The 21,001-nt window shown below is 71.3% G+C and carries 19 protein-coding genes and 1 pseudogene; 14 read left to right on the top strand and 6 right to left on the bottom strand.

Annotated features, from left to right (window positions below; all coding sequences use genetic code 11):
• A pseudogene (locus tag Q0D75_RS18940) lies at positions 1-2,854 on the bottom strand (hypothetical protein); the annotation flags it as partial.
• A gap of 213 nt (positions 2,855-3,067) precedes the next feature.
• Between Q0D75_RS18940 and leuC the strand changes: the two are divergent.
• The 6 genes from leuC (at position 3,068) to Q0D75_RS18970 (ending at position 9,605) form a co-directional block, all read left to right on the top strand.
• The gene (gene leuC / locus Q0D75_RS18945) at positions 3,068-4,573 is read left to right on the top strand and encodes a 3-isopropylmalate dehydratase large subunit (protein WP_291057079.1); all 1,506 of its coding nucleotides are present in this window, start codon (positions 3,068-3,070) and stop codon (positions 4,571-4,573) included.
• Between the two features lie 2 nt (positions 4,574-4,575).
• Positions 4,576-5,172: a 3-isopropylmalate dehydratase small subunit gene (leuD, locus tag Q0D75_RS18950; protein WP_291057081.1), complete on the top strand. Its 597-nt coding sequence runs from the start codon at positions 4,576-4,578 to the stop codon at positions 5,170-5,172.
• A gap of 70 nt (positions 5,173-5,242) precedes the next feature.
• Positions 5,243-6,613, top strand: a complete 1,371-nt coding sequence (murA, locus tag Q0D75_RS18955; protein WP_291057083.1) for a UDP-N-acetylglucosamine 1-carboxyvinyltransferase — start codon at positions 5,243-5,245, stop codon at positions 6,611-6,613.
• Between the two features lie 7 nt (positions 6,614-6,620).
• On the top strand, positions 6,621-7,418 hold the full coding sequence (locus Q0D75_RS18960) for a lysophospholipid acyltransferase family protein (RefSeq protein ID WP_291057085.1): 798 nt from the start codon (positions 6,621-6,623) through the stop codon (positions 7,416-7,418).
• Between the two features lie 71 nt (positions 7,419-7,489).
• A complete protein-coding gene (locus Q0D75_RS18965) occupies positions 7,490-8,575 on the top strand; it encodes an NAD(P)H-dependent glycerol-3-phosphate dehydrogenase (protein ID WP_291057113.1) in 1,086 nt (361 codons plus the stop codon).
• Complete coding sequence (locus tag Q0D75_RS18970) at positions 8,487-9,605, top strand: D-alanine--D-alanine ligase family protein (RefSeq protein WP_291057086.1); 1,119 nt, start codon at positions 8,487-8,489, stop codon at positions 9,603-9,605. The genes Q0D75_RS18965 and Q0D75_RS18970 overlap by 89 nt, the downstream gene beginning before the upstream one ends.
• Before the next feature lie 31 nt (positions 9,606-9,636).
• On the opposite strand, the gene Q0D75_RS18975 is transcribed toward Q0D75_RS18970, so the two are convergent.
• Positions 9,637-10,236, bottom strand: a complete 600-nt coding sequence (locus Q0D75_RS18975; RefSeq protein ID WP_291057088.1) for a DUF3515 family protein — start codon at positions 10,234-10,236, stop codon at positions 9,637-9,639.
• Positions 10,237-10,260: 24 nt separating this feature from the next.
• Between Q0D75_RS18975 and Q0D75_RS18980 the strand changes: the two genes are divergently transcribed.
• The gene (locus Q0D75_RS18980; protein ID WP_291057090.1) at positions 10,261-11,361 is read left to right on the top strand and encodes a thiamine-phosphate kinase; all 1,101 of its coding nucleotides are present in this window, start codon (positions 10,261-10,263) and stop codon (positions 11,359-11,361) included.
• A 20-nt stretch (positions 11,362-11,381) separates the two neighbouring features.
• On the opposite strand, the gene rsmD is transcribed toward Q0D75_RS18980, so the two are convergent.
• Positions 11,382-11,972, bottom strand: coding sequence for a 16S rRNA (guanine(966)-N(2))-methyltransferase RsmD (rsmD, locus tag Q0D75_RS18985; protein ID WP_291057092.1), 591 nt, complete (start codon positions 11,970-11,972; stop codon positions 11,382-11,384).
• A 50-nt stretch (positions 11,973-12,022) separates the two neighbouring features.
• Between rsmD and Q0D75_RS18990 the strand changes: the two genes are divergently transcribed.
• The 6 genes from Q0D75_RS18990 to Q0D75_RS19015 all read left to right on the top strand — a co-directional run bounded on the left by Q0D75_RS18990 (position 12,023) and on the right by Q0D75_RS19015 (position 18,379).
• Positions 12,023-14,293: an ATP-dependent DNA helicase RecG gene (locus Q0D75_RS18990; protein WP_291057094.1), complete on the top strand. Its 2,271-nt coding sequence runs from the start codon at positions 12,023-12,025 to the stop codon at positions 14,291-14,293.
• Positions 14,294-14,311: 18 nt separating this feature from the next.
• Positions 14,312-15,154 (top strand): aldo/keto reductase, encoded by an 843-nt coding sequence (locus Q0D75_RS18995; protein ID WP_291057096.1) that lies wholly within the window; start codon positions 14,312-14,314, stop codon positions 15,152-15,154.
• A gap of 223 nt (positions 15,155-15,377) precedes the next feature.
• Positions 15,378-15,995 carry a hypothetical protein gene (locus tag Q0D75_RS19000; RefSeq protein WP_291057097.1) on the top strand — a complete coding sequence of 206 codons (618 nt, stop codon included), beginning with the start codon at positions 15,378-15,380 and terminating at the stop codon, positions 15,993-15,995.
• Positions 15,996-16,030: 35 nt separating this feature from the next.
• Entirely contained in the window at positions 16,031-16,522 is a 492-nt protein-coding gene (gene coaD, locus Q0D75_RS19005) for a pantetheine-phosphate adenylyltransferase (RefSeq protein ID WP_291057099.1), read from the top strand.
• Between the two features lie 4 nt (positions 16,523-16,526).
• The gene (locus tag Q0D75_RS19010) at positions 16,527-17,528 is read left to right on the top strand and encodes a TIGR03557 family F420-dependent LLM class oxidoreductase (RefSeq protein ID WP_291057101.1); all 1,002 of its coding nucleotides are present in this window, start codon (positions 16,527-16,529) and stop codon (positions 17,526-17,528) included.
• A complete protein-coding gene (locus tag Q0D75_RS19015; RefSeq protein ID WP_291057103.1) occupies positions 17,525-18,379 on the top strand; it encodes a coenzyme F420-0:L-glutamate ligase in 855 nt (284 codons plus the stop codon). Before Q0D75_RS19010 ends, Q0D75_RS19015 begins: the two co-directional genes overlap by 4 nt.
• Here Q0D75_RS19015 and Q0D75_RS19020 read toward each other — a convergent pair.
• Entirely contained in the window at positions 18,319-18,957 is a 639-nt protein-coding gene (locus tag Q0D75_RS19020; protein ID WP_291057105.1) for a dihydrofolate reductase family protein, read from the bottom strand. The two genes, Q0D75_RS19015 and Q0D75_RS19020, sit on opposite strands and share 61 nt — an antisense overlap.
• Positions 18,958-19,037: 80 nt before the next feature.
• Between Q0D75_RS19020 and Q0D75_RS19025 the strand changes: the two genes are divergently transcribed.
• Positions 19,038-19,616 (top strand): TetR/AcrR family transcriptional regulator, encoded by a 579-nt coding sequence (locus Q0D75_RS19025; protein WP_291057107.1) that lies wholly within the window; start codon positions 19,038-19,040, stop codon positions 19,614-19,616.
• Between the two features lie 37 nt (positions 19,617-19,653).
• Here Q0D75_RS19025 and yidC read toward each other — a convergent pair whose 3' ends face one another.
• Together yidC and Q0D75_RS19035 are read right to left on the bottom strand one after the other, a co-directional pair.
• Positions 19,654-20,457: a membrane protein insertase YidC gene (yidC, locus tag Q0D75_RS19030; RefSeq protein WP_291057109.1), complete on the bottom strand. Its 804-nt coding sequence runs from the start codon at positions 20,455-20,457 to the stop codon at positions 19,654-19,656.
• A 176-nt stretch (positions 20,458-20,633) separates the two neighbouring features.
• Positions 20,634-20,978 (bottom strand): DUF6412 domain-containing protein, encoded by a 345-nt coding sequence (locus tag Q0D75_RS19035; RefSeq protein WP_291057111.1) that lies wholly within the window; start codon positions 20,976-20,978, stop codon positions 20,634-20,636.
• Positions 20,979-21,001: the final 23 nt, after the last annotated feature.

Genomic DNA, 21,001 nt, shown 5'->3' on the forward strand with positions numbered 1-21,001 from the left:
TGCTGCCCGGATCGGGCGCGGGGGTCGGTGCCGGAGTCGGCGTCACGGCCGCGGTGACCTGCAGCGTGGTCGCAGCCCGGAGGCCGGATCCCGCGCCCACCGCGGCGAGAGCGGTGTCGGCGGCGGCGCTGTCGGCCGGGAGGGCGACCGTGGCGCGCAGAGTGCCCGACGCATCCGCGATGCCGGTGCCGATGATGCGGCCGGCGAGCTGCACCGTCACGCCCTCGCCCGCTCGGTACCCCTCGGCCGAGACGTCTATCACGCCGCCGGCCGGCGCGGTGCCGGGCGCTGTGAGCGCCACCGGCTGCGCGAGCGCCTCGATGCAGGCGTCGCCCTGGGTGCCGAGCGGGAGCGTGTCGACGTCATCCGTGACCACGGCGCCGGGATCGCGCAGGTGCACCGAGGCGAACGCCTCGCCGGCCACGCCGCCGCCGGTGAGGTAGCCGAGCCCGGTGCCGAACGCCGAGGTGCCGCCCGGCTCGGGCAGCCGTTCCTGGCCGACGGGCACGGTCACGACCACGCAGCGTTCGCCGGCCGGCACGGTGAAGTCGCGCGCGAGGAAGTCCTCGGGCGAGGTGTAGTCGCTGAGCCAGCCCCGCACGGTCTCGGTGGCGGGCCGGGAGAGCACGATCGGAACCTTGATCGAGGCGGTTCCGGATGCCGTCGCCCCGAGGTCGGCCTGCACGCGCTGCACACTCGCCTGCGCCCGCGGTACGACAGCCGCCGTGCCCACGCTCGCCTCGCCCACGAACGCGAGATCGGACAGCAGCACGCCCCCGGTGCCCGCGCCCGCGAGCTGCACGGCGGAGATCCGGCTGAGGTCGACACCGGCGAAGGCCGACACCGGGATGCGCAGATCCTGGTACAGCATCTTCGCCAGCGGCGTGTTCTCACCCGGCAGCCGGCTGAGCGCCCCGCCGAAGTCGGCGCCCTCGACGCTCGCCGCGGCTCCGTCGGCATCCCGCAGGGTGACGGTGAGAGCGGTCGAGGCCGTCACCGTCTCGTCGGGCATCGCGCGCACGGTCACGAAGGATGCGCCCGAGGCGTCGACGGTGCCGCCCGGTGCGGCGACCACGAGCGAGGCCGGCTCGGCACGCCCCTGCGGCTCGGCGGTGTAGCTCAGCCGCAGCGACGGGGTGGTCGGGATGGCGCCGCCGTAGAGCGAGCCGGTGAACTCGCCCGCCTGCTCGGGATACAGATTCCCCGAGAGGCAGAAGGGCAGTTCGGTGGCCACGGCGATGTGCTCGGCGCTCTCGCAGTACTCGGCCTGCGCGCTGCCGGTGGTCGTCACGGGCACCGTCGCATCGGCGAAGGTGTTCACGTCGAGGCGGTCGGAGGCGGGATAGGTCGCCGTGACGCGCACGTCGGCGCGTCCGGCCGACGCGGGGCGGGCATCCGACCCGTCGAACTGCCCGATCAGATCGCTCTCGCCGCCGACGGTGAGCCGGAAGAAGCCGGCGACGTACGCGGTGCCCACGGCGTACTGCTCCGTGGCGCTCAGCCGGCCGGGCGCGGCGCTGCCGCAGACCGGGTCGTCGTCACTCAGCGCCGGATTGGCCGCCCAGTCGTCGCTTGCGCCGGCGGGGTACAGCTCGGGGGTCCAGACGGTGTTGAAGAAGTTGTGGTTGGCACCCAGCACGAGCACCGAGGAGCGCAGCACGTCGTCGCCGAAGGCGTAGCGCGAATCGTTGATGTAGTGCTGCCCCTGCAGATCGCTGAGGTCGCCGTCGCAGTAGGGGAGCAGCACCGCCATCGGCACGTCGGGCACCGCGGTGCGGGTGAAGTCGGTGGGGGCGAGGGGGAGCAGCGCCTCGATGCCGAACGGGGCGTCCGCCGCGCCGGCCGGCCCGGTGAGCGTGGACGCGTTCAGCACGGCCGCGCGCACGATGCCGTCGCCGCCGCGGGAGTGCCCCATCAGGCCGACCCGGTTCAGGTCGAGGCGGCCCACGAGCGCCGAGCCGATGCCGTCGACCGGCCCCGCATCCGCCCGCCGCAGCAGCTCGAGGTGGTCGAGCACCAGGTGGCCGCGCGCATCCGTTCCCTGGTCGGGCGTGTAGAGGCCGTTCAGGCGGTTGATGGCGTTGGCCGAGATCGACACCACCGCGTAGCCCTGCGAGGCGAGCGCCTCGGCCGGACCGCCGTAGCCGAGATAGCTCGGGATCTCCGTCTCCCCGGCGGCGCACGGCCACACCGGCGGCGCCTGCGGGTCGTCGCTGAGGCAGGCGACGTGCTGCCCGTGCAGGAACACCACCACCGGCAGCTCGCCCGTGGCGCCGTCCGGGAGGTACACGGCGGCGCGCAGTTCGCCGCGCGCACCCCGGAATCCGAAGATCGGCTCGGCCTCGTCGCCGAGGTCGTAGTCGGCCCGCACCACGGAATAGGGTCCGGATGCGCCGGGGTCGACCTCGAGCGGCGGAGCCGAGGCGGCTCCCGGCGTCGGGTCGGGGGCGGGATCGCCTGCGGGGCCGCGCCCGTCGAGCAGGGAGTCGGACCGGTCGGCGGGGTCTCCCTCGCCGCTCCAGCCCACGAGCACGTCGTCGGCCGTCAGCACCCGCTCGTCGCTCGTCGTGGTGGTGAGGGCCGTGCCGTCGGGGGTGCGCACCGCGTAGCCCAGGGCCACGCCGTCGGCCCAGAGAACGGGTGCGGCCGAGCGCTCCGGCAGGTTCTGCACGGTCTTGGTCACGAGGTAGCCGGCATCCACCGCCTCGACGGTCCAGTCGGCACCGGAGTTCAGCTCGGCGACGGCGGTGGTGGCCGCAGACGAAGCCGCTGCCGGCGTGGCCGCGACGACTCCTCCCGCGCAGAGCAGAGCGGCCGTGAGCGCGATCGACGCCCGGATTCGTGGTCTCATCATTCCCCCCGCCGAAAGGGTACAAGACCCGATGGCCGGACGGGAGTGCGGTCGGGCCGTGCCGAGGGCACCATCGGGCGGCACGGTGGTACGATCGCAAGGTGCTGTTCGGTCGGCTTCTCCTTCGTCGCCGCGACGAGTCCTAATCCCCAGGCCTCCCTCGTCGCGGAGTTTGTCGATGGCTGACCCCCTACTCTTCGAAGGACACGCGAACACATGAGCGACAACGCCGCGCCCACATCTGAAGCCGCCACCGAGACCGCCGCGCCCGAGCCCGCCGCGCCTCGCCCCCGCACCCTCGCCGAGAAGGTCTGGGACGACCATCTCGTCGCCAAGGGCGAGAACGGCAGCCCCGACCTGCTCTACATCGACCTGCACCTGGTGCACGAGGTCACGAGCCCTCAGGCCTTCGACGGCCTGCGCGCCGAGGGCCGCCCGGTGCGCCGCCCCGACCTCACTATCGCCACCGAAGACCACAACACCCCCACGCTGGCCATCGACAAGCCGATCGCCGACCTCACCAGCCGCCTGCAGATCGACACCCTGCGCAAGAACGCCAAGGAGTTCGGGGTGCGCCTGCACTCGCTCGGCGACGTCGAGCAGGGCATCGTGCACGTGGTCGGCCCGCAGCTGGGCCTCACCATGCCGGGCATCACCGTGGTCTGCGGCGACAGCCACACCAGCACGCACGGCGCGTTCGGCGCCATGGCCTTCGGCATCGGCACGAGCGAGGTCGAGCACGTGCTCGCCACGCAGACCTTGCCGCTCAAGCCCTTCAAGACGATGGCCATCACGGTCGAGGGCACGCTCCGCCCCGGCGTGACGGCGAAGGACATCATCCTCGCGGTGATCGCCAAGATCGGCACCGGCGGCGGCCAGGGCTACGTGCTCGAGTACCGCGGCAGCGCCATCCGGAGCCTGTCGATGGACGGCCGGATGACGATCTGCAACATGTCGATCGAGGCGGGTGCGCGCGCCGGCATGGTCGCCCCCGACGAGACCACCTTCGCCTACCTGAAGGGCCGCCCGCATGCGCCCGAGGGCCAGGACTGGGACGACGCCGTCGAGTACTGGCGCACCCTGCAGACGGATGACGAGGCCGTGTTCGACGCCGAGGTCTTCCTCGACGGCGACACCCTCGAGCCCTTCGTCACCTGGGGCACCAACCCCGGTCAGGGCGTCTCGCTGAGCGACAACGTGCCGGATCCGTCGACCATCATCGACCCCAACGAGCGCGCGAGCGCCGAGCGGGCCCTGGAGTACATGGACCTCAAGGCGGGCACCCCGCTGAAGGAGATCCCGGTCGACGCCGTGTTCATGGGCTCGTGCACGAACAGCCGCATCGAAGACCTGCGCGCCTTCGCCAGCGTGATCAAGGGCCAGAAGAAGGCCGACAACGTGCGCGTGATGGTGGTTCCGGGCAGTGCCCGCGTGCGCATCGAGGCCGAGGCCGAGGGCATCGACAAGATCGTCGAGGCGTTCGGCGCCGAGTGGCGCTTCGCCGGATGCTCGATGTGCCTGGGCATGAACCCCGACCAGCTGGCCCCGGGGGAGCGCTGCGCGAGCACCTCCAACCGCAACTTCGAGGGCCGCCAGGGCAAGGGCGGCCGCACCCACCTGGTGTCGCCCCTGGTCGCCGCGGCGACCGCCATCCGCGGCACGCTCTCCAGCGTGAGCGATCTGAACGAACCGGCCGATGCGCGCGAGACGGTAGGAGCCTGAGCATGGACAAGATCGACATCCTCACGGGCGTGGCCGTTCCGCTGAAGCGCGGCAACGTCGACACCGACCAGATCATCCCGGCCGTCTACCTCAAGCGCGTCACCAAGACCGGCTTCGAAGACGCCCTGTTCGCCGGCTGGCGCAACGACCCCGAGTTCGTGCTCAACCAGCCCGCCTACCAGAACGCCCGCGTGCTGGTCGCCGGCCCCGACTTCGGCACCGGCTCCAGCCGCGAGCACGCCGTCTGGGCGCTCCGCGACTTCGGCTTCACGGCCGTGCTGAGCTCGCGCTTCGGCGACATCTTCCGGGGCAACTCCGGCAAGCAGGGCCTGCTCACCGGGCAGGTCGACGAGGCCGACATCGAGAAGCTCTGGGCCGCCATCGAGGCGCAGCCGGGCGTCGAGATCACGGTCGACCTGCTCGAGCGAACCGCCGCCATCGGCGACCTCACAGTCTCTTTCGCCATCGACGATTACACTCGGTGGAGATTGCTCGAAGGTCTAGACGACATCGGGCTCACCCTTCGAGACGAAGCGGCCATCACGGAATTCGAGGGCCGCCGGGAGAGTTGGAGACCGAGAACTCTTCCCGTCAAGTAGCACCGATCACCCCCACAACGGATGATCGGGCGCCACGGATCGTCCAACCAAGACAGTGCAGGTGATGTAAGTGAACAGTCTCGTCCAGGATGCGCGTAAAGCCGCCGAGCGAGTCGGGCTCAAGTCCGACACGATCCTCATCAACGGGGGTCGCCCGCTCCGGGGCACCATCGACGTGCGAGGGGCCAAGAACCTCGTCACCAAGGCGATGGTGGCCTCCCTGCTCGGCGACACCACGAGCACCCTGCGAGACGTCCCCGACATCTCCGACGTGCACGTGGTGGCGAGCCTGCTCGAGATCCACGGTGTGAAGATCACGGGCAGCGCCGCCACCGGCGTACTGCAGCTCGACCCGTCGAACGTCGCCAGCGCGAAGAGCGCCGAGATCGACGCGCTCTCGGGCTCGAGCCGCATCCCCATCCTGTTCTGCGGCCCGCTGCTGCACCGTCTGGGTCACGCCTTCATCCCCGACCTCGGCGGCTGCCGCATCGGCGACCGGCCGATCGACTTCCACCTGGATGCTCTGCGCGCGTTCGGCGCGGTCGTCGACAAGCTGCCCTCGGGCATCAACATCACGGCCCCGAACGGCCTGCGCGGCGCGAACATCGAGCTGCCCTACCCGAGCGTCGGCGCCACCGAGCAGGTGCTGCTCACCGGCGTACGCGCCATGGGCACCACCGAGCTCAAGAACGCGGCGATCGAGCCCGAGATCATGGATCTCATCGCCGTGCTGCAGAAGATGGGCGCGATCATCTCGGTCGAGCCCAACCGCACCATCTTCATCGAGGGCGTCGAGAGCCTGCAGGGCTACAACCACCGCGCGCTCTTCGACCGCAACGAGGCCGCATCCTGGGCCTCCGCCGCCCTCGCGACCGGCGGCTCGATCTTCACCACGGGCGCCAAGCAGTCCGAGATGATGACCTTCCTCAACGTCTTCCGCAAGATCGGCGGCGCCTTCGACATCGAGGAGGAGGGCATCCGCTTCTACCACCCCGGTGGCGAGCTGAAGCCCGTCGTGATCGAGACGGATGTGCACCCCGGCTTCATGACCGACTGGCAGCAGCCGCTGATCGTGGCCCTCACCCAGGCGCAGGGAGTGTCGATCGTGCACGAGACCGTGTACGAGAACCGCTTCGGCTTCACCGATGCCCTGATCAAGATGGGCGCGAACATCGAGGTGCACAAGGAGGGTCTCGCCGACCCGAACCGCCGTGTGCCGCGCCGTGCCCTCGAGCAGGCCGCCGTCATCACCGGCCCCACCAAGCTGCACGGAGCCGAGCTCGAGGTTCCCGACCTGCGCGGCGGCTTCAGCCACCTGATCGCAGCCCTCGTGGCCGAGGGCCGTTCGAGCGTGTCGAACGTGGGCCTGATCGCCCGCGGCTACGGCGACTTCGTGGGCAAGCTGGAGAAGCTCGGAGCAGACTTCTCCTTCGCGGAGTAGGGCGGCGGTGGAGCCGTCCGCCGAGCTGCAGAAGCGGCCCAACCACGAGAAGACCTTCGCCTTCCGCGTGGTCGAGGTGCTCGTCATCCCGTTCCTGAACCTGATCGCCAAGCTCGACCTGCACGGCACCGCGAACCTGCCGGTCACCGGGCCGTTCGTGCTGGGCCCGAACCACTACAGCAACTTCGACCCCGTCATCGTGGCGTGGAGCGTGTGGAAGCTGGGCCGGGCACCCCGGTTCCTGGCCAAGGCCTCGCTGTTCCGCATCCCCGTGGTGGGTTTCGGGTTGCGCAAGATCGGGCAGATCCCGGTGGAGCGCGTCACCGGCGGCGGGCGCGGCAACGCCCCGATCCTGGCGGCGAGCGACCTGGTGGAGCACCAGGGCGGCGTGATCATCTACCCCGAGGGCACGCTCACCCGGGAGCCCGATCTGTGGCCGATGCGCGGCAAGACCGGGGCGGCGAGGATCGCGCTGGAGCAGGGTGTGCCCCTCATCCCGGTGGCGCACTGGGGAACGCAGGCGGTGCTCCCGCGCTATTCGAAGAAGCTCAGCCTCTTCCCGCGCAAGCGCATCCAGATCGTGTTCGGCCCGCCCATCGATCTCGACGACCTGCGCGGTCACGCGCTCGACCAGAAGACCCTCACCGAGGCCACCGATCGCCTGATGACGGCGATCACGGGACTGCTCGAGCAGCTCCGCGGCGAGACGGCCCCGGCCGAGCGCTGGAACCCCGCCCAGCACAACCAGAGCGAGTTCGGCCGCATCGACGACGGGCGCAAGACCTCCACGAAGGACACCGAGTGACCAAGCAGACCGGTCGCGGCGCAGCCCGCGGCGCCCATCCCGCGCGCTCGCGGCCCCGCCCCCGGGTGACGGTGCTCGGCGCCGGCAGCTGGGGCACCACCTTCTCGAAGGTGCTCGCCGACGGCGGTGCCGACGTCACGCTGTGGGCCCGCCGGCCCGAGCTCGCGAAGGAGATCCGCGAGGCCAAGCGCAACAGCGACTACCTGCCCGGCGTGAACCTCCCACCGGCCGTCACGGCGACGTCGGATGTCGCGGCCGCACTGTCGGGTGCGGAGTACGTCTTCGTCTCCATCCCGAGCCAGTCGCTGCGTGCGAACCTGCAGACCCTCAAGCCGCTCATCCCCGCGGACGTGCCCATCACGAGCCTGATGAAGGGCGTCGAGAAGGGCACCGGGATGCGGATGAGCGAAGTGCTCGAGCAGGTGCTCGAGATCGACCGCGAACGGATCGCCGTGGCATCCGGACCCAACCTCGCGCTCGAGATCGCCAAGGAGCAGCCGACGGCCGCCGTGGTCTCCTCGGTGAGCCTGGAGACCGCCGAGGCCGTCGCGAAGATCGCGACGTCGCCCTACTTCCGTTCCTTCGTGAACACCGACGTGATCGGCACCGAGTTCGGCGGCGTGCTGAAGAACCTGATCGCGGTGGCGATCGGCATCGTCGACGGCGTGGGTTACGGCGAGAACACCAAGGCCTCGATCATCACCCGCGGTCTGGTCGAGATGACCGACTTCGCGGTGGCCTACGGCGGGCATCCCGACACCCTCGCCGGGCTCGCGGGCCTCGGCGACCTGATCGCGACCAGCGGATCGTCGCTGTCGCGCAACAACACCGCCGGGCGCCTGCTCGGCCAGGGGTACAGCTTCGCCGACGTCGTGAAGTCGATGCAGCAGACCGCGGAGGGTCTGGCATCCGTTGCCCCCGTTCTCGCCCTCGCGCAGGCCAAGGGCGTGGACATGCCCATCTGCCGTCAGGTGAGCGAAGTGCTGGCCGGTACGCTCGATCCGAAAGACATAGCCCCCCACCTGACCACCGACGACGACTCGGGACCTCAGGGCGAAAGGACTCTCGATGCCAGGCAAGATCACGGTCGTGGTGCTCTTCGGAGGTCGCTCCAGCGAGCATTCGATCAGCTGCGCCACGGCGGGCGGCGTTCTTGAGGCGATCGACCGGTCGCGCTACGAGGTGATCCCGGTGGGGATCACGGCCGAGGGTGCCTTCGTGCTCGAGGCCGACGACCCGTCGCGGTTCGGGCTGGGGCCGGATGCCGCGTCGCTACCCCGTGTGCACGACAACGGCACGCGCATCCTCTGGCCGGATTCGACGGCTTCGCGGATGCTCGGCGTGCGTGACGCCGACGGTACGGTGCGCGAGCTGGGTCAGATCGACGTGGTGTTCCCGATCCTGCACGGGCCGTTCGGGGAGGACGGCACGATCCAGGGGCTGTTCGAGCTGATCGGGCTGCCGTATGTGGGCTCGGGAGTGCTGGCATCCGCCCTGGGCATGGACAAGCACTACACGAAGACCGTGCTCGAGAAGGCCGGTATCGCCGTGGCGCCGTGGCGCACGGTGACCGCGCGCGAGTGGGCGTCGGCTCCGGATGCCGTGGTCGCCGACGTCGCGGCGCTCGGCTCGACGCTGTTCGTCAAGCCGGCGCGGGCGGGGTCGTCGGTGGGCGTCAGCAAGGTGTCGTCGTTCGAGGCGACGGATGCGGCATCCGCCTCGGCGCTGTCGGCGGCTCTCGAGGTGGCGTTCCGCGAGGATTCGAGGGTGCTGGTCGAGGCTGCCGTGGTGGGCCGCGAGGTGGAGTGCGGTGTGCTCTCGGGCCGCGACGGCGCGGCGCCGCGGGTGTCTGTGGCGGGCGAGATCGTGATGACCTCGCGTGAGTTCTACGACTTCGAGGCGAAGTACCTCGACGCGCCCGGCATCGACCTGGTGTGCCCCGCGGTGCTGACGGACTCCGAGCTGGCCGACATGCAGGACACCGCGGCGCGGGCCTTCACGGCGATCGACGGATCGGGTCTCGCCCGGGTCGACTTCTTCCTGACCCCCACCGGCCTGGTCGTGAACGAGATCAACACGATGCCCGGCTTCACCCCGATCTCGATGTTCCCCAAGTGCTGGATCGCCTCGGGCGTCACCTACCCCGCCCTCATCGACGAACTCATCGCCCTGGCCCTCGAGCCCTGACCGGCCGAGGCAAGGCCCTGACCGGCCGAGGCTAGGGGGCGTCGGAGGGGATGGGCACCGGGGTCGAGGTGGGGGCGGACGTGCCGCCGGGCACGTCTTGCACGTCGAGACAGGCGTCGGTCTGGGGGATCGACGAGACCGCGATGGCGAGGTCGACGAGGGTGGAGCTGCTCGAGACCTTCTCCGAATCGAGGGTGACCTCCACGGCCGGATCGCGGCCGAAGGTGGTGAAGGTGTAGAGCGGCGCCTGCGAGTCGTCCCGGATCCAGTCGACGCCGTTCACGTTGTCGCAGGGCAGCGTGGTGGGGCCGGGCGGGGTGATACCGCAGTGCAGCAGGATCGTGGCGGGGTCGCCCCAGGCGCCCGTCGCCTGGGCATCCGTCTCGCGCTCGGGGGCGTCGGCCACCGTGTCGGGCAGGCGCACGATCACGTCGGCGCAGTTCGGGTTCGTGGCGTCCGCGGCCGGCTGCAGGCCCACGGCGCCCGCGCAGCCGCTCAGCAGCGAGGCCGCGAGCACGGCGATCGTGAGCGCACCGGCCGCACGTCGGCGGGTTCGGGGCACGGGGCGGGCGGCGGCGGTCGTGGCATCCGCGAGCCGGATGGCGCGGGGGAAGCGTGTGGGGGCGTGCATCGCAGTTCAGGCTACCGTTGACGGGTGCCCCCCGACTCCGGTTTTGCTGCGAACGACCCCGCTGAGGCCCCGACGCCCGAGACGCTCGCACAGGTGGGGGAGGGTGAGACGCTGCGGCGCATCTTCCCGCGGCTGCCGCACGCCGACGCCGAACTGCTCGGGCCGGGCGACGACGCGGCCGTGGTGGCCGCGCCCGACGGGCGGTACGTGGTGACGACCGACATGATGATCCAGGGGCCGGATTTCCGTGCCGCGTGGTCGACGGCTCATGATCTCGGCTGGAAGGCCGCGATGAGCAACCTCGCCGATGTGGCGGCCATGGGCGCCCGGCCGACCGCGCTCGTGGTGGGGCTCGCCGCGCCGTTCGAGACCCCGGTGCAGACGCTGCTGGGCATCGCCGACGGGCTGCGCGACGCCTGCGCCGCGGTCGCACCCGGGTGCGGTGTGGTGGGCGGAGACCTGTCGACCGCCGGGGCACTGACGATCTCGGTGACGGCCTTCGGCGACCTCGAGGGGCGCCGGCCGGTGCGCCGCTCCGGAGCGCGGCCGGGCGACGTGGTCGCGGTCGCCGGCGACCTCGGGCGGGCGGGCGCCGGCATCTGGCTGCTCTTCCGCGACGGTGTCGGTGCCCCCGCCGGCGACGGCACGCCGGGTGAGCCCGACGAGCGGGCCGGGCGGGAGGTGCGGTCGCGGCATCCTCACATCGTCGAGGCACAGCTGGCACCCCGCTCGCCCATCCCGGCCGGCGTCGTGGCGGCCGGGCACGGCGCCACCGCGATGCTCGACGTCTCCGACGGCCTCGTGCTCGACGCCCGCCGCATCGCGGTGGCCAGCGGTTGCACCATCGTGTTCGACCCCGCAGCCATCGCCCGCGAGGCCCGCGAACTGTCTGACCTGGATGCCGTGGTCGGCGACCACGCGGTGCGATTCGTGCTCGAGGGCGGCGAAGACCACGCCCTGCTCGCCACGTTCCCGCCGGACGCACCACTGCCCGACGGCTTCCGCGCCCTGGGCGCCGTGCGCTCCGCCTCCGCGTCGGGCCCCCAGGTACTGGTCGGCGACCGCGCGCACGACGAACTCGGCGGCTGGGACCCGTACGCCGACTGGGACGGCCACGCCGGCTGAGCGGCGCAGGTGGAACCGCTTCAGGCGGGGACGGCCCACCACAGGGTGGTCTCGCCGTACGACTTGCGGCGGTCGAGGGCGATCCCGGCGGGCCAGGCCGGCTCGGGGGAGCGGCTGCTGCGTTCGACGAGAACGGATGCCTCGTCGGCGAGCAGCGGAACGAGCGCCGTGAGGGCCTCCGCCAGTTCCTCTTCGGACTGCTCGTAGGGCGGATCGATGAACACCACGTCGAACCCCGCTCCCGGAACGGACGGCTGGGCGCGCAGGTACGGCTGCACCGCCTGCACCGCCACGGTGACCCGGCCGGGCGTCGAACCGCGCCGTGACTTGGCGATCGCCGCCGTCACGGTGCCGGCGTTCTGCCGCGCGATCCGCGCCGCCGCCGCGTTCTTCTCCACCAGCACCGCCTCGACGGCCCCACGGCTCACCGCCTCGAGCGCGAGCGCCCCCGATCCGGCGTAGAGGTCGAGCACGCGCAGCCCCTCGAGGCCGCCGCGCGCCTCCAGCGCCGAGAAGATCGCCTCACGCACCCGGTCGCTGGTGGGCCGGGTGCCGGATCGGGGAACCGTCAGGGCGAGCGAGCCGGCGGCGCCGGCGATGATGCGTGTCACGCTCAGCACCCTACCGCCCCGGTGACGGCGGCCCCGTTTAGAATCAGGGCATGACCGGTTCACCTGCTGCGGCGCCTTCCCGGGCCGCTTCCGCAGGGCCGGCCCCCCGCACCACACCCTCTGCCCTCGACGCGAAGCTCACCGGCGTCATCGGCGGGCGCACCACCACACCGCTCGAGAAGGCCTTCGGCATCCGCACCTACGCCGACCTGCTGAACCACCTGCCGCGTCGCTACGCCCGGCGCGGCGAGCTCACCGCCATCGCGAAGCTGCCGCTGAACGAGAACGTCACCATCGTGGCCGAGGTGCGCGAGGTGCGCGAGCGCGACATGAAGGCCCGGCGCGGCACCCTCACCGAGGTGTCGATCACCGATGGCGAGGGCTTCCTGCAGCTCACCTTCTTCAATCAGAAGTACCGTGCCCGGGAGCTCCGCCCGGGCCTTCGCGGCATCTTCATGGGCAAGGTCACCGAGTACCGGGGCAGTCTCCAGCTGGCCAACCCCACCTACCAGCTCTTCGACGAGCTGGCCCTCGGGGCCGGCGCGGCCGACGGATCGGGGCTCGACGACGCCGAGGCCCGCCGCCTCGCCGAGATGCCGATCCCGATCTACCCGGCCACCGCCTCCCTCACCAGCGCCACGATCGCGAGCTCGGTCGAGCTGGTGCTCGACGACCTGCGCGGCCGCATCCCCGACCCGGTTCCCGAGGAGGTGCGGGTCGAGCGCGGGCTGCTGACGGCGAAGAACGCCTATGAGGGCATCCACCGTCCCAAGAAAGACGCCGACTTCATGCGCGCCCGCGAGACGCTGCGTTTTCATGAGGCGCTCATCCTGCAGACCGCGCTCGTCAGCCGGCGCAACGCCGCGCACGCCGTGCGCACTTCGCCGCGGCGGCCGAAGCCGGGCGGGTACCTCGAACGTTTCGACGCGATGCTGCCGTTCACCCTCACCGCCGATCAGCGGATGGTGGGCGGCGAGATCGATCGCGACCTCGCGGGCGACTACCCGATGATGCGCCTGCTGCAGGGCGAGGTCGGGTCGGGAAAGACCCTGGTCGCCGTGCGCGCGATGCTCGCCGTCGCCGACTCGGGCGGCCAGTCCGCCCTTCTGGCCCCCACCGAGGTGCTCGCGGCGCAGCACCTGCGCTCGATCGTGAAGATGCTCGGCCCCGACCTCGCGGCCGAGCTGATGCCCACCCTGCATACCGGGCAGCTCCCGGTGGCGGTTCGCAAGAAGGCCCTTTTGCGCATGATCAGCGGCCAGGCCAAGGTCGTGATCGGCACCCACGCTCTGCTCTCGGACGCCGTGCAGTTCTACGATCTCGGTCTCGTGGTGGTCGACGAGCAGCACCGCTTCGGGGTGGAGCAGCGCGACACCCTGCGCCAGAAGGGGGCCACTCCGCCGCACGTGCTCGTGATGACGGCCACGCCCATCCCGCGCACCGTGGCGATGACGGTGTTCGGCGATCTCGACGTCTCCGTGATCACCCAGCTCCCGGCCGGCCGGCAGGGCATCCAGAGCTTCAGCGTTCCGCTCGCCGAGAAGCCGGAATGGGGCCCGAACATCTGGAAGCGCGTCGCCGAAGAGCTGGCGCTCGGCCGGCAGGCCTTCGTGGTGTGCCCGGCGATCGATCCCGCCGACACGAGCGGCGATGGGCTCGACGATCCGGATGCGGGCGAGCCGGAGCCGGCGGTGAAGCCCGCAGCCGTGAAGTTCTCGGTGCTCGACACCGTGAAGCACTTGCGCGAGCTCCCGGTGCTGGCCGGCGCCCGTATCGAGGCACTGCACGGGCGCCTGCCGAGCGAGGAGAAAGACCGCATCATGCGGGCCTTCGCCGAGCACGAGATCGATGTGCTGGTGGCCACCACGGTGATCGAGGTGGGCGTCGACGTGCCGAACGCCTCGGCCATGGTCATCCTCGACGCCGATCGCTTCGGCGTGAGCCAGCTCCACCAGTTGCGCGGCCGCGTGGGCCGAGGGGGAGTTCCGGGGGTCTGCCTGCTCGTCTCGCACGCCGAGGAGGGCTCGATCGCGCGCCAGCGGGTCGACGCCGTGGCGGCCACCCTCGACGGCTTCGAGCTGGCCGAGATCGACCTCGAGCTACGGCGCGAGGGCGACGTGCTCGGCAGCGTGCAGTCGGGCGGGCGCTCCTCGCTCCGGCTGCTGCGCGTGGTGAAAGACGCCGACGTGATCCAGGATGCCCGGGCCGTGGCCTTCGAGATCGTGACGGGCGATCCGACCCTCGCCGGGCATCCGGCACTGCACGACGCCCTCGAGCGGCGCCTGCGCGAGACCGAGCGGGAGTTCCTCGCGAAGACGTGATCGGCGTAGCGTTGAGGCATGACCGAACTCGCACCCCTGATCACCCTGAACGACGGCCACTCCCTCCCCGCGGTGGGCTTCGGCACGTACCCGCTGCGCGGAGAAGACGGAGCCGAGGCCATCGCCTCCGCCATCCGCACCGGCTACCGGGGCCTGGACACCGCGTTCAACTACGACAACGAGGGCGCTGTCGGTGAAGGGATCCGCCGCGGCGGCGTGCCGCGCGACGACCTGATCGTCACCTCCAAGCTGCCCGGCCGCTATCACGGGCGAGCGGATGCGGCGGCCGCCATCCGCGAGTCGCTCTGGCGCACCGGCCTCGACCACCTCGACCTGTACCTGATCCACTGGCCGAACCCGAGCGTCGGCCGGTACGTCGAGGCCTGGGAGGCTCTCGTGCACGCCCGCGAGCAGGGCCTCGTGCGCTCGATCGGCGTCAGCAACTTCACCCCGGGCCAGCTCGAGGAGATCATCGCGGCCACCGGCGTCACGCCGGCCGTGAACCAGATCGAGCTGCACCCGTACTTCCCGCAGGTCGAGCTGCGCGCGGCGAACGCCGCTCTGGGCATCGTCACCGAGGCGTGGAGCCCGCTCGGCAAGGGCAACGCGCCCTACGAGGAGGAGCCCGTGGCCGCCGCCGCCCGGGCGCACGGCGTGACGCCGGCGCAGGCGATCCTGCGCTGGCACGTGCAGCTGGGCAGCGTGCCGATCCCGAAGAGCGCGACCCCGTCCCGCCAGGCCGAGAACCTCGACGTGTTCGGCTTCGAGCTGACCGAGGCCGAGGTCGCGGCCATCACGGCGCTGAGCAAGCCCGACGGGCGGCTCTTCGGCGGCGATCCCGAGACCCACGAGGAGCAGTAGGGCGACGACCGAATTCTCCGCCTGCACCCATTGAAAAATCGCTCCCACGGGAGCACAGTGGAATCAGCACGCAGACAGCACCGCAGCAGACGCAGTGGAGACGAGGTCGGCCATGAAGACGACGAGATCACGACGCGGAACGCCCGAAAGCGCTTTCGCTCATGACATCCTTCCGGTTCTCTCGGCGGGCCGCCACCGATCACCGCGCTCCGGAGCCTGCTTCATGGAGTTCGCCTCCTACCTGGCGGGGGAGCGCTGGAGCGATCATCCCGCCTGCACGCACGCGGGGCTGGCGCACCTGGCGCGTGCCGTGAACGACCTCACCACGAATGAGGGCCGCGGGCGCCTGGCTCCGCTGATCCCCTCGGTGATCGGGCTGACGAGCGACGACACCCGGCTCGAACTGATGCTCGCGGTGAACGCGGTCGCCGCCGCGCTGCCGGATGCTCCGCTGGACAGGCAGCACGCGCTCGCCGTAGGCGGCCTGGTGTGCCTGGAGGCTCTGGAACGCCAGGGCGGCTCCGGATCGGGCACCGTCGAGACGGCTTTCCGGACCGCGCTCGGCGAGGCGCCCGAGGCTCACCTCTGGGCCGAGCGGTTCCTCGACCGCAACGCCCGCTGGCGCCGGTCGGAGATCACGTCGCGGCAGACGCACGCCACCATCGCCATGTCGGTCGACGGCGTGCGCTCGGCCTGCACGCCGTACCCCGACGACCGCCTGAGGGCGTTGCTCGCGTCGTCCATCCGCCTCACCGAGGAGTTCGTGGCCCGGGAGCGCACGTCGGCGGAGCCCCGAGTCGCCGCGGCATCCGAAACTCCCCGTAACCTGACCCGGGCGTAACGCGGCCGAAACCGGCGGTTGATAGCCTGGGAGGCATGAGCAGTGTCGCCGTCGTCCCCGGTTCGTTCGATCCCATCACCCTGGGTCACATCGATGTGATCGAACGCGCGACGTCGCTCTTCGACGAAGTGCACGTCGTCGTGGTGCACAATCCCGACAAGCACGCGCTGATCCCGATCGCCCACCGGGTGGCCCTGATCGAGCAGTCGCTCGCCGAACGTGGACTGCAGGGCGCCGGTGTCGTCATCAACTCCTGGTCGGTCGGGCTGCTGGTCGACTACTGCACCGACGTCGGTGCGAGCGCGATCGTCAAGGGCATCCGCTCGCAGGTCGACGTGGCGTACGAGACGCCGATGGCGATCGTGAACCGCAACCTGGCCGGGGTCGAGACCATCTTCCTGCTGCCGGATCCCGCGCACGCCCACGTGTCGAGCTCGCTGGTGCGCCAGGTCTCGGCGCTCGGCGGCGACGTGGGCCCGTACGTGCCGGCCGTGGTGGCGGAGTTCCTCAAGCACACGACAGACTGAGGGCATGCCCGGAATTCAGATCGGCTACGCCGCGCAGTTGGAGCAGTTCCACCCGAGCGAGGCGGTGGCGCTCGCGGAGTACGCCGAGAACCACGGATTCGACGGGGTGATGGCCGCCGACCACTTCCAGCCCTGGATCCCGCGGCAGGGGCAGTCCGCCTTCGTCTGGAACGTGCTGGCCGCCGTCGGCGAACGCACCCGCGGCGATTTCGGGCCGGGCGTCACCACGCCGAGCTACCGCTGGCATCCGGCGATGGTGGCGCAGGCCTCGGCCACGCTGGCGGCGATGTACCCGGGCCGGCACTGGCTGGGCATCGGATCGGGCGAGGCGCTCAACGAGCACATCGCCGGCGGCTACTGGCCCGAGGCCCCGGAACGCATCAACCGGATGTTCGAGGCCGTCGAGATCATCAACAAGCTGTTCACGGCATCCGTCGCCGGAAAAGACGTGAAGCACTCCGGCAGCTTCTTCAAGCTCGAGTCGACCCGGCTGTGGACGATGCCCGAGGTGGCGCCGCCGGTTCTGGTGGCGACCGCCGGGCCCGTCACGGCCAAGCGCGCCGGCCGCACGGTCGACGGCCTGATCACCGTGGGTGCGCCGATGGAGAAGATCGCCGGCCTGCTGGCGAAGTTCGACGACGGCGCGCGCGAGGTGGGCAAGGACCCCTCGCGGATGCCGAAGGTGCTGCAGCTGCACCTCTCCTGGGCGCCGACCGACGAGGAGGCCGGCCGGAACGCCGTGACCGAGTGGCCCAACGGCGGCATGCGGTTTCCGAAGGCCGACATCCGCAGCCCGTTCGAGTTCGAGCAGATGGCGCGGATGGTGCGGGTGGAGGACTTCGAGGGCCGGATGCTCATCTCCAGCGACCCCGACGTGCACCGCGCCCACATCCAGCGCTACGCCGACCTCGGGTTCGATCGCATCTACCTGCACAACGTGGGCCGCAACCAGCGTGAGTGGATCGACGTGTTCGCGCGCGAGGTGCTGCCGAAAGTGCGCCGGTGAGCGGCGGGAACGCGGCTGCCCCGACCGTGGCCGAGCTGCGGATCGTGGCCTTCGGGGGTCTTCCCGAGATCGCGGCGGGAGCCGACCTGGCGGCACTGGTCGGCGACGCGCTGGTGGCCGCGGGCCTGGTGCCCGAGCAGGGCGACATCCTCGTGGTGACCAGCAAGATCGTGTCGAAGGCCGAGGGGCGGGTCATCGCCGCGGCCGACCGCGAAGACGCCATCACCGCCGAGACGGTGCGGGTGGTCGCGAGCCGGGAGCATCCGGGCGGGGTCACGCGGATCGTCGAGAACCGGCAAGGGCTCGTGCAGGCTGCGGCGGGAGTCGACGCCAGCAACACGCCCGACGGCACGGTGCTGCTGCTGCCCGTGGATCCGGATGCGTCCGCCCGCGCACTCGCCGGGGCGCTACGGGAGCGGTTCGGTGTGCGACTCGGGGTGATCGTCTCCGACACCCTGGGGCGCCCGTGGCGCGAGGGTCAGATCGACCAGGCGATCGGGGCCGCCGGGGTGAGCGTGCTCGACGATCTGCGCGGCAGCCGCGACAGCTTCGGGCACGAGCTCGTGGTGACCCAGGCGGCGGTGGCCGACGAGCTCGCGTCGGCCGGCGACCTCGTGAAAGGCAAGGCGAGCGGGATGCCGGTTGCTCTCGTGCGCGGGTTCGGGCACGCCGTCGTCGATTCGCTGCAGACGCCGGCACGGGCGCTCACCCGCACCGGGCCGACCGACATGTTCCGGCTCGGCACCGACGAGGCGATCGCTCTCGGCCGGGCCGAAGGGTACGACGAGGGCTACCGGGCCGGGCTCGAAGCGGCGCGGCGGTACTCGGAGACGATGACACCCGAGTCGTAGGCCGTGCTGCGCGTCAGGGTGAACGGATGCGCAGCCGCGGTCGGGGCATCCGGAGACGTCTCTGTGACGTCGTTCTCGAACAGCCGGATTCCGCTGCCGAGGAGCACCGGGTTCACTTTCAGCACGAGTTCGTCGATCTCGTGGCGGAGCACGCCGGCGAGCTGCCCACCGCCGCAGAGCCAGATGCCGGCGTCGGGGCGGTCTGCGGGTGCGGGCTCGGCCTTCAGCCGGCGCACGACCTCGATCGGGTCGCGCGACTCGACCTCGATCGCGGGGTCGGCATCCGCCGGATCGCGATGGCGGGAGAACACCACCGAGCGCAGGTGCGGGTAGGGGTCGCGGAGGCCGACGGGCAGGCCGACGGCGTAGGTGTTCCAGCCCATCAGCACGGTGTCGAAGCGCGTACGGGGCGGCTCGATGCCGAAGGCGTCCAGAGCCACGCCGGGGAGGGCGTCGGCGTAGTCGCTCAGCAGCGCCGGCATGTGGTCGCCCTCGGCGAGGAACGCCGAGAAGTCGCCGTCGGGCGCGGCGATGAAGCCGTCGAGCGAGACGGCGACGTAATAGGTGAGGGGGCGCATCCTGAATCCTCTCTGTTTCACAACGTCTGTAGTGGATAGCAAGACTACGACGGATGTAGTGATTGCGCTAGGGTCGGAGCATGCCCACCAACCTCGCCCGCCGTGCTGCTCTCGCCGATGCCGGCGTCGCGGTGCTGGCCCGGGAGGGTGCCCGCGGGCTCACGCACCGCGCCGTCGACGCCGAGAGCGGATCGCCGCTCGGCACCGCCTCGAACTACTTCCGCGACCGCTCGGCGCTGCTGGCGGCGTTGGTGCAGCGGATCGGTGAGCGGCTCGCCCCCGACCCGGCCGTGCTCGCCGTGCTGGCGGAGCATCCGCCGGGCCGGGAGGCGTACGCCGAGTACCTGCGGTACATCCTGCAGCGGCTGCTCGGCGACGCTCCGCTCGCCCTGGCCCTGTTCGAACTGCGGCTCGAGTCGGCGCGCCGGCCCGAGGCCGCCGCCACCATCGGGCAGTGGCAGCGCGAGGCGTTCGCCGCCGACATCGCGTTCACCGCGCAGGCCGGACTGCCCGGCGGGGCCCGCGAGATCGCCCTGTTCCACTATGCGATCGACGGCCTGGTGCTGGATCGGCTGACCACGCCGATCGATCCGCAGACCGGCACCGACGAGGTGGTCGATGCGCTGGTGGCGGCCGTGTTCGGGCCGGCCGGCGGCTGATCGCCCCCGGAGGCGAGGTCGTCCGCCGGCCGGGCGATCAGCGGATGACGCGTCGCAGCACCTCGCGCTCGGCCAGCGCCCAGGTGGTGGTGACCACGAGGTAGAGGCTCGCCGCGAGGGGGACGAAGGCGGCGATGATCACGGTGATGAGCGGAAGCCAGCTCATCGCCTGCAGAACGCTCGCCGGGATCGCCGGGACACCGGGGGTGGCCTGGCCGGGGGAGGTGCCGGCGGTGAGGGGAACGAGGGCGGGTGCTCCGGCCGAGCCGCCCGGCGATGCCGCCGCCGTGGACAGCGTGCGCCGCCTCGAGATCAGGGCGACGGTCGCGATCACCGCGACCACGGCGAAGCCGACGACGACACCGACGGGGTCGTCTCCGCGGGTCACTGCGGTGGCGAGGCTGGTGCCGAGCGGTGCTCCAATCAGGGTCTGCGTGAGCAGGGTGTTCGGATGCCCGTTGATCGTCGGCAGGATGAACACGCCGTAAAGCAGCGACAGGATCGGCGCCTGGATCAGCAGGGGCAGACATCCGGCCAGGGGAGAGGCGTTCTCCTCGGCGTAGAGGGCGGCGGTCTCCCGGCGCAGCCGTTCGGGGTTCTTGCCGTGACGCCGTTGCAGTTCGGCGAGTCGCGGGGCCAGGCGGCGTCGCATCCGTTGGGCTCTGGCCTGTGACAGGCCCACAGGGATGAGTACGAGCCGCACGAGCAGGGTGATCAGCACCACGGAGAGGGCGGCGGAGTTCGCGCCGGCGAGCGGCTGGAGCACGGTGGTGAGAAATTGCACGATCGCGGCCGCACCGTCTAGTGCGGCGGCGATCGGGGGAATGGCGTAGATGTTCAAGAAGGTCTCCTCGTCAGAGCGAATCCCCGTCGAGAAGTCCCGAACGGCCGCTATTCCTGCGGAATGGGGGCCATCTGGGACGTCTCGACGAGACGGTCCGTGTGGTCGCGGAGGAGGAGTGCCCGGGACCCGGGCACTGGGGTGCCCGGGCGGGGTGGGGTGCGGGGCTCGGACTCCTACGCGGCCGCGAGGAGCAGCCCGGGTGCCCGCGGGCTGGGCTTGCCGGGCGCATCGGGCCGGCTCTGCACGATCACGGTCGGCAGCTCGGTGGACTCCTCGGGCTGCGGGGGCACGGATGCGCCCAGCCGCGCGGCGAGCAGGCTGACGAGAGCGCGGGCGCCGCTGGAGACCGCGCCCAGGGCGGTGGCGGCGGTGCCGGTCGCGATGAGCGCGGCGACCAGGAGCATGGTCGACGGGGAGGTGGCAGCGTCGGACACGAACCACACGACGCCGAGCCCGAGTATGACGCTGACCACACGCAGGGCACTCGCGCCGCGCCGGTTCAGAGATGCCGTGCTCACCCCTCGAGCGTACCTTCGGTCCG

Source organism: Herbiconiux sp., assembly GCF_023264855.1.
GTDB lineage: Bacteria > Actinomycetota > Actinomycetes > Actinomycetales > Microbacteriaceae > Herbiconiux.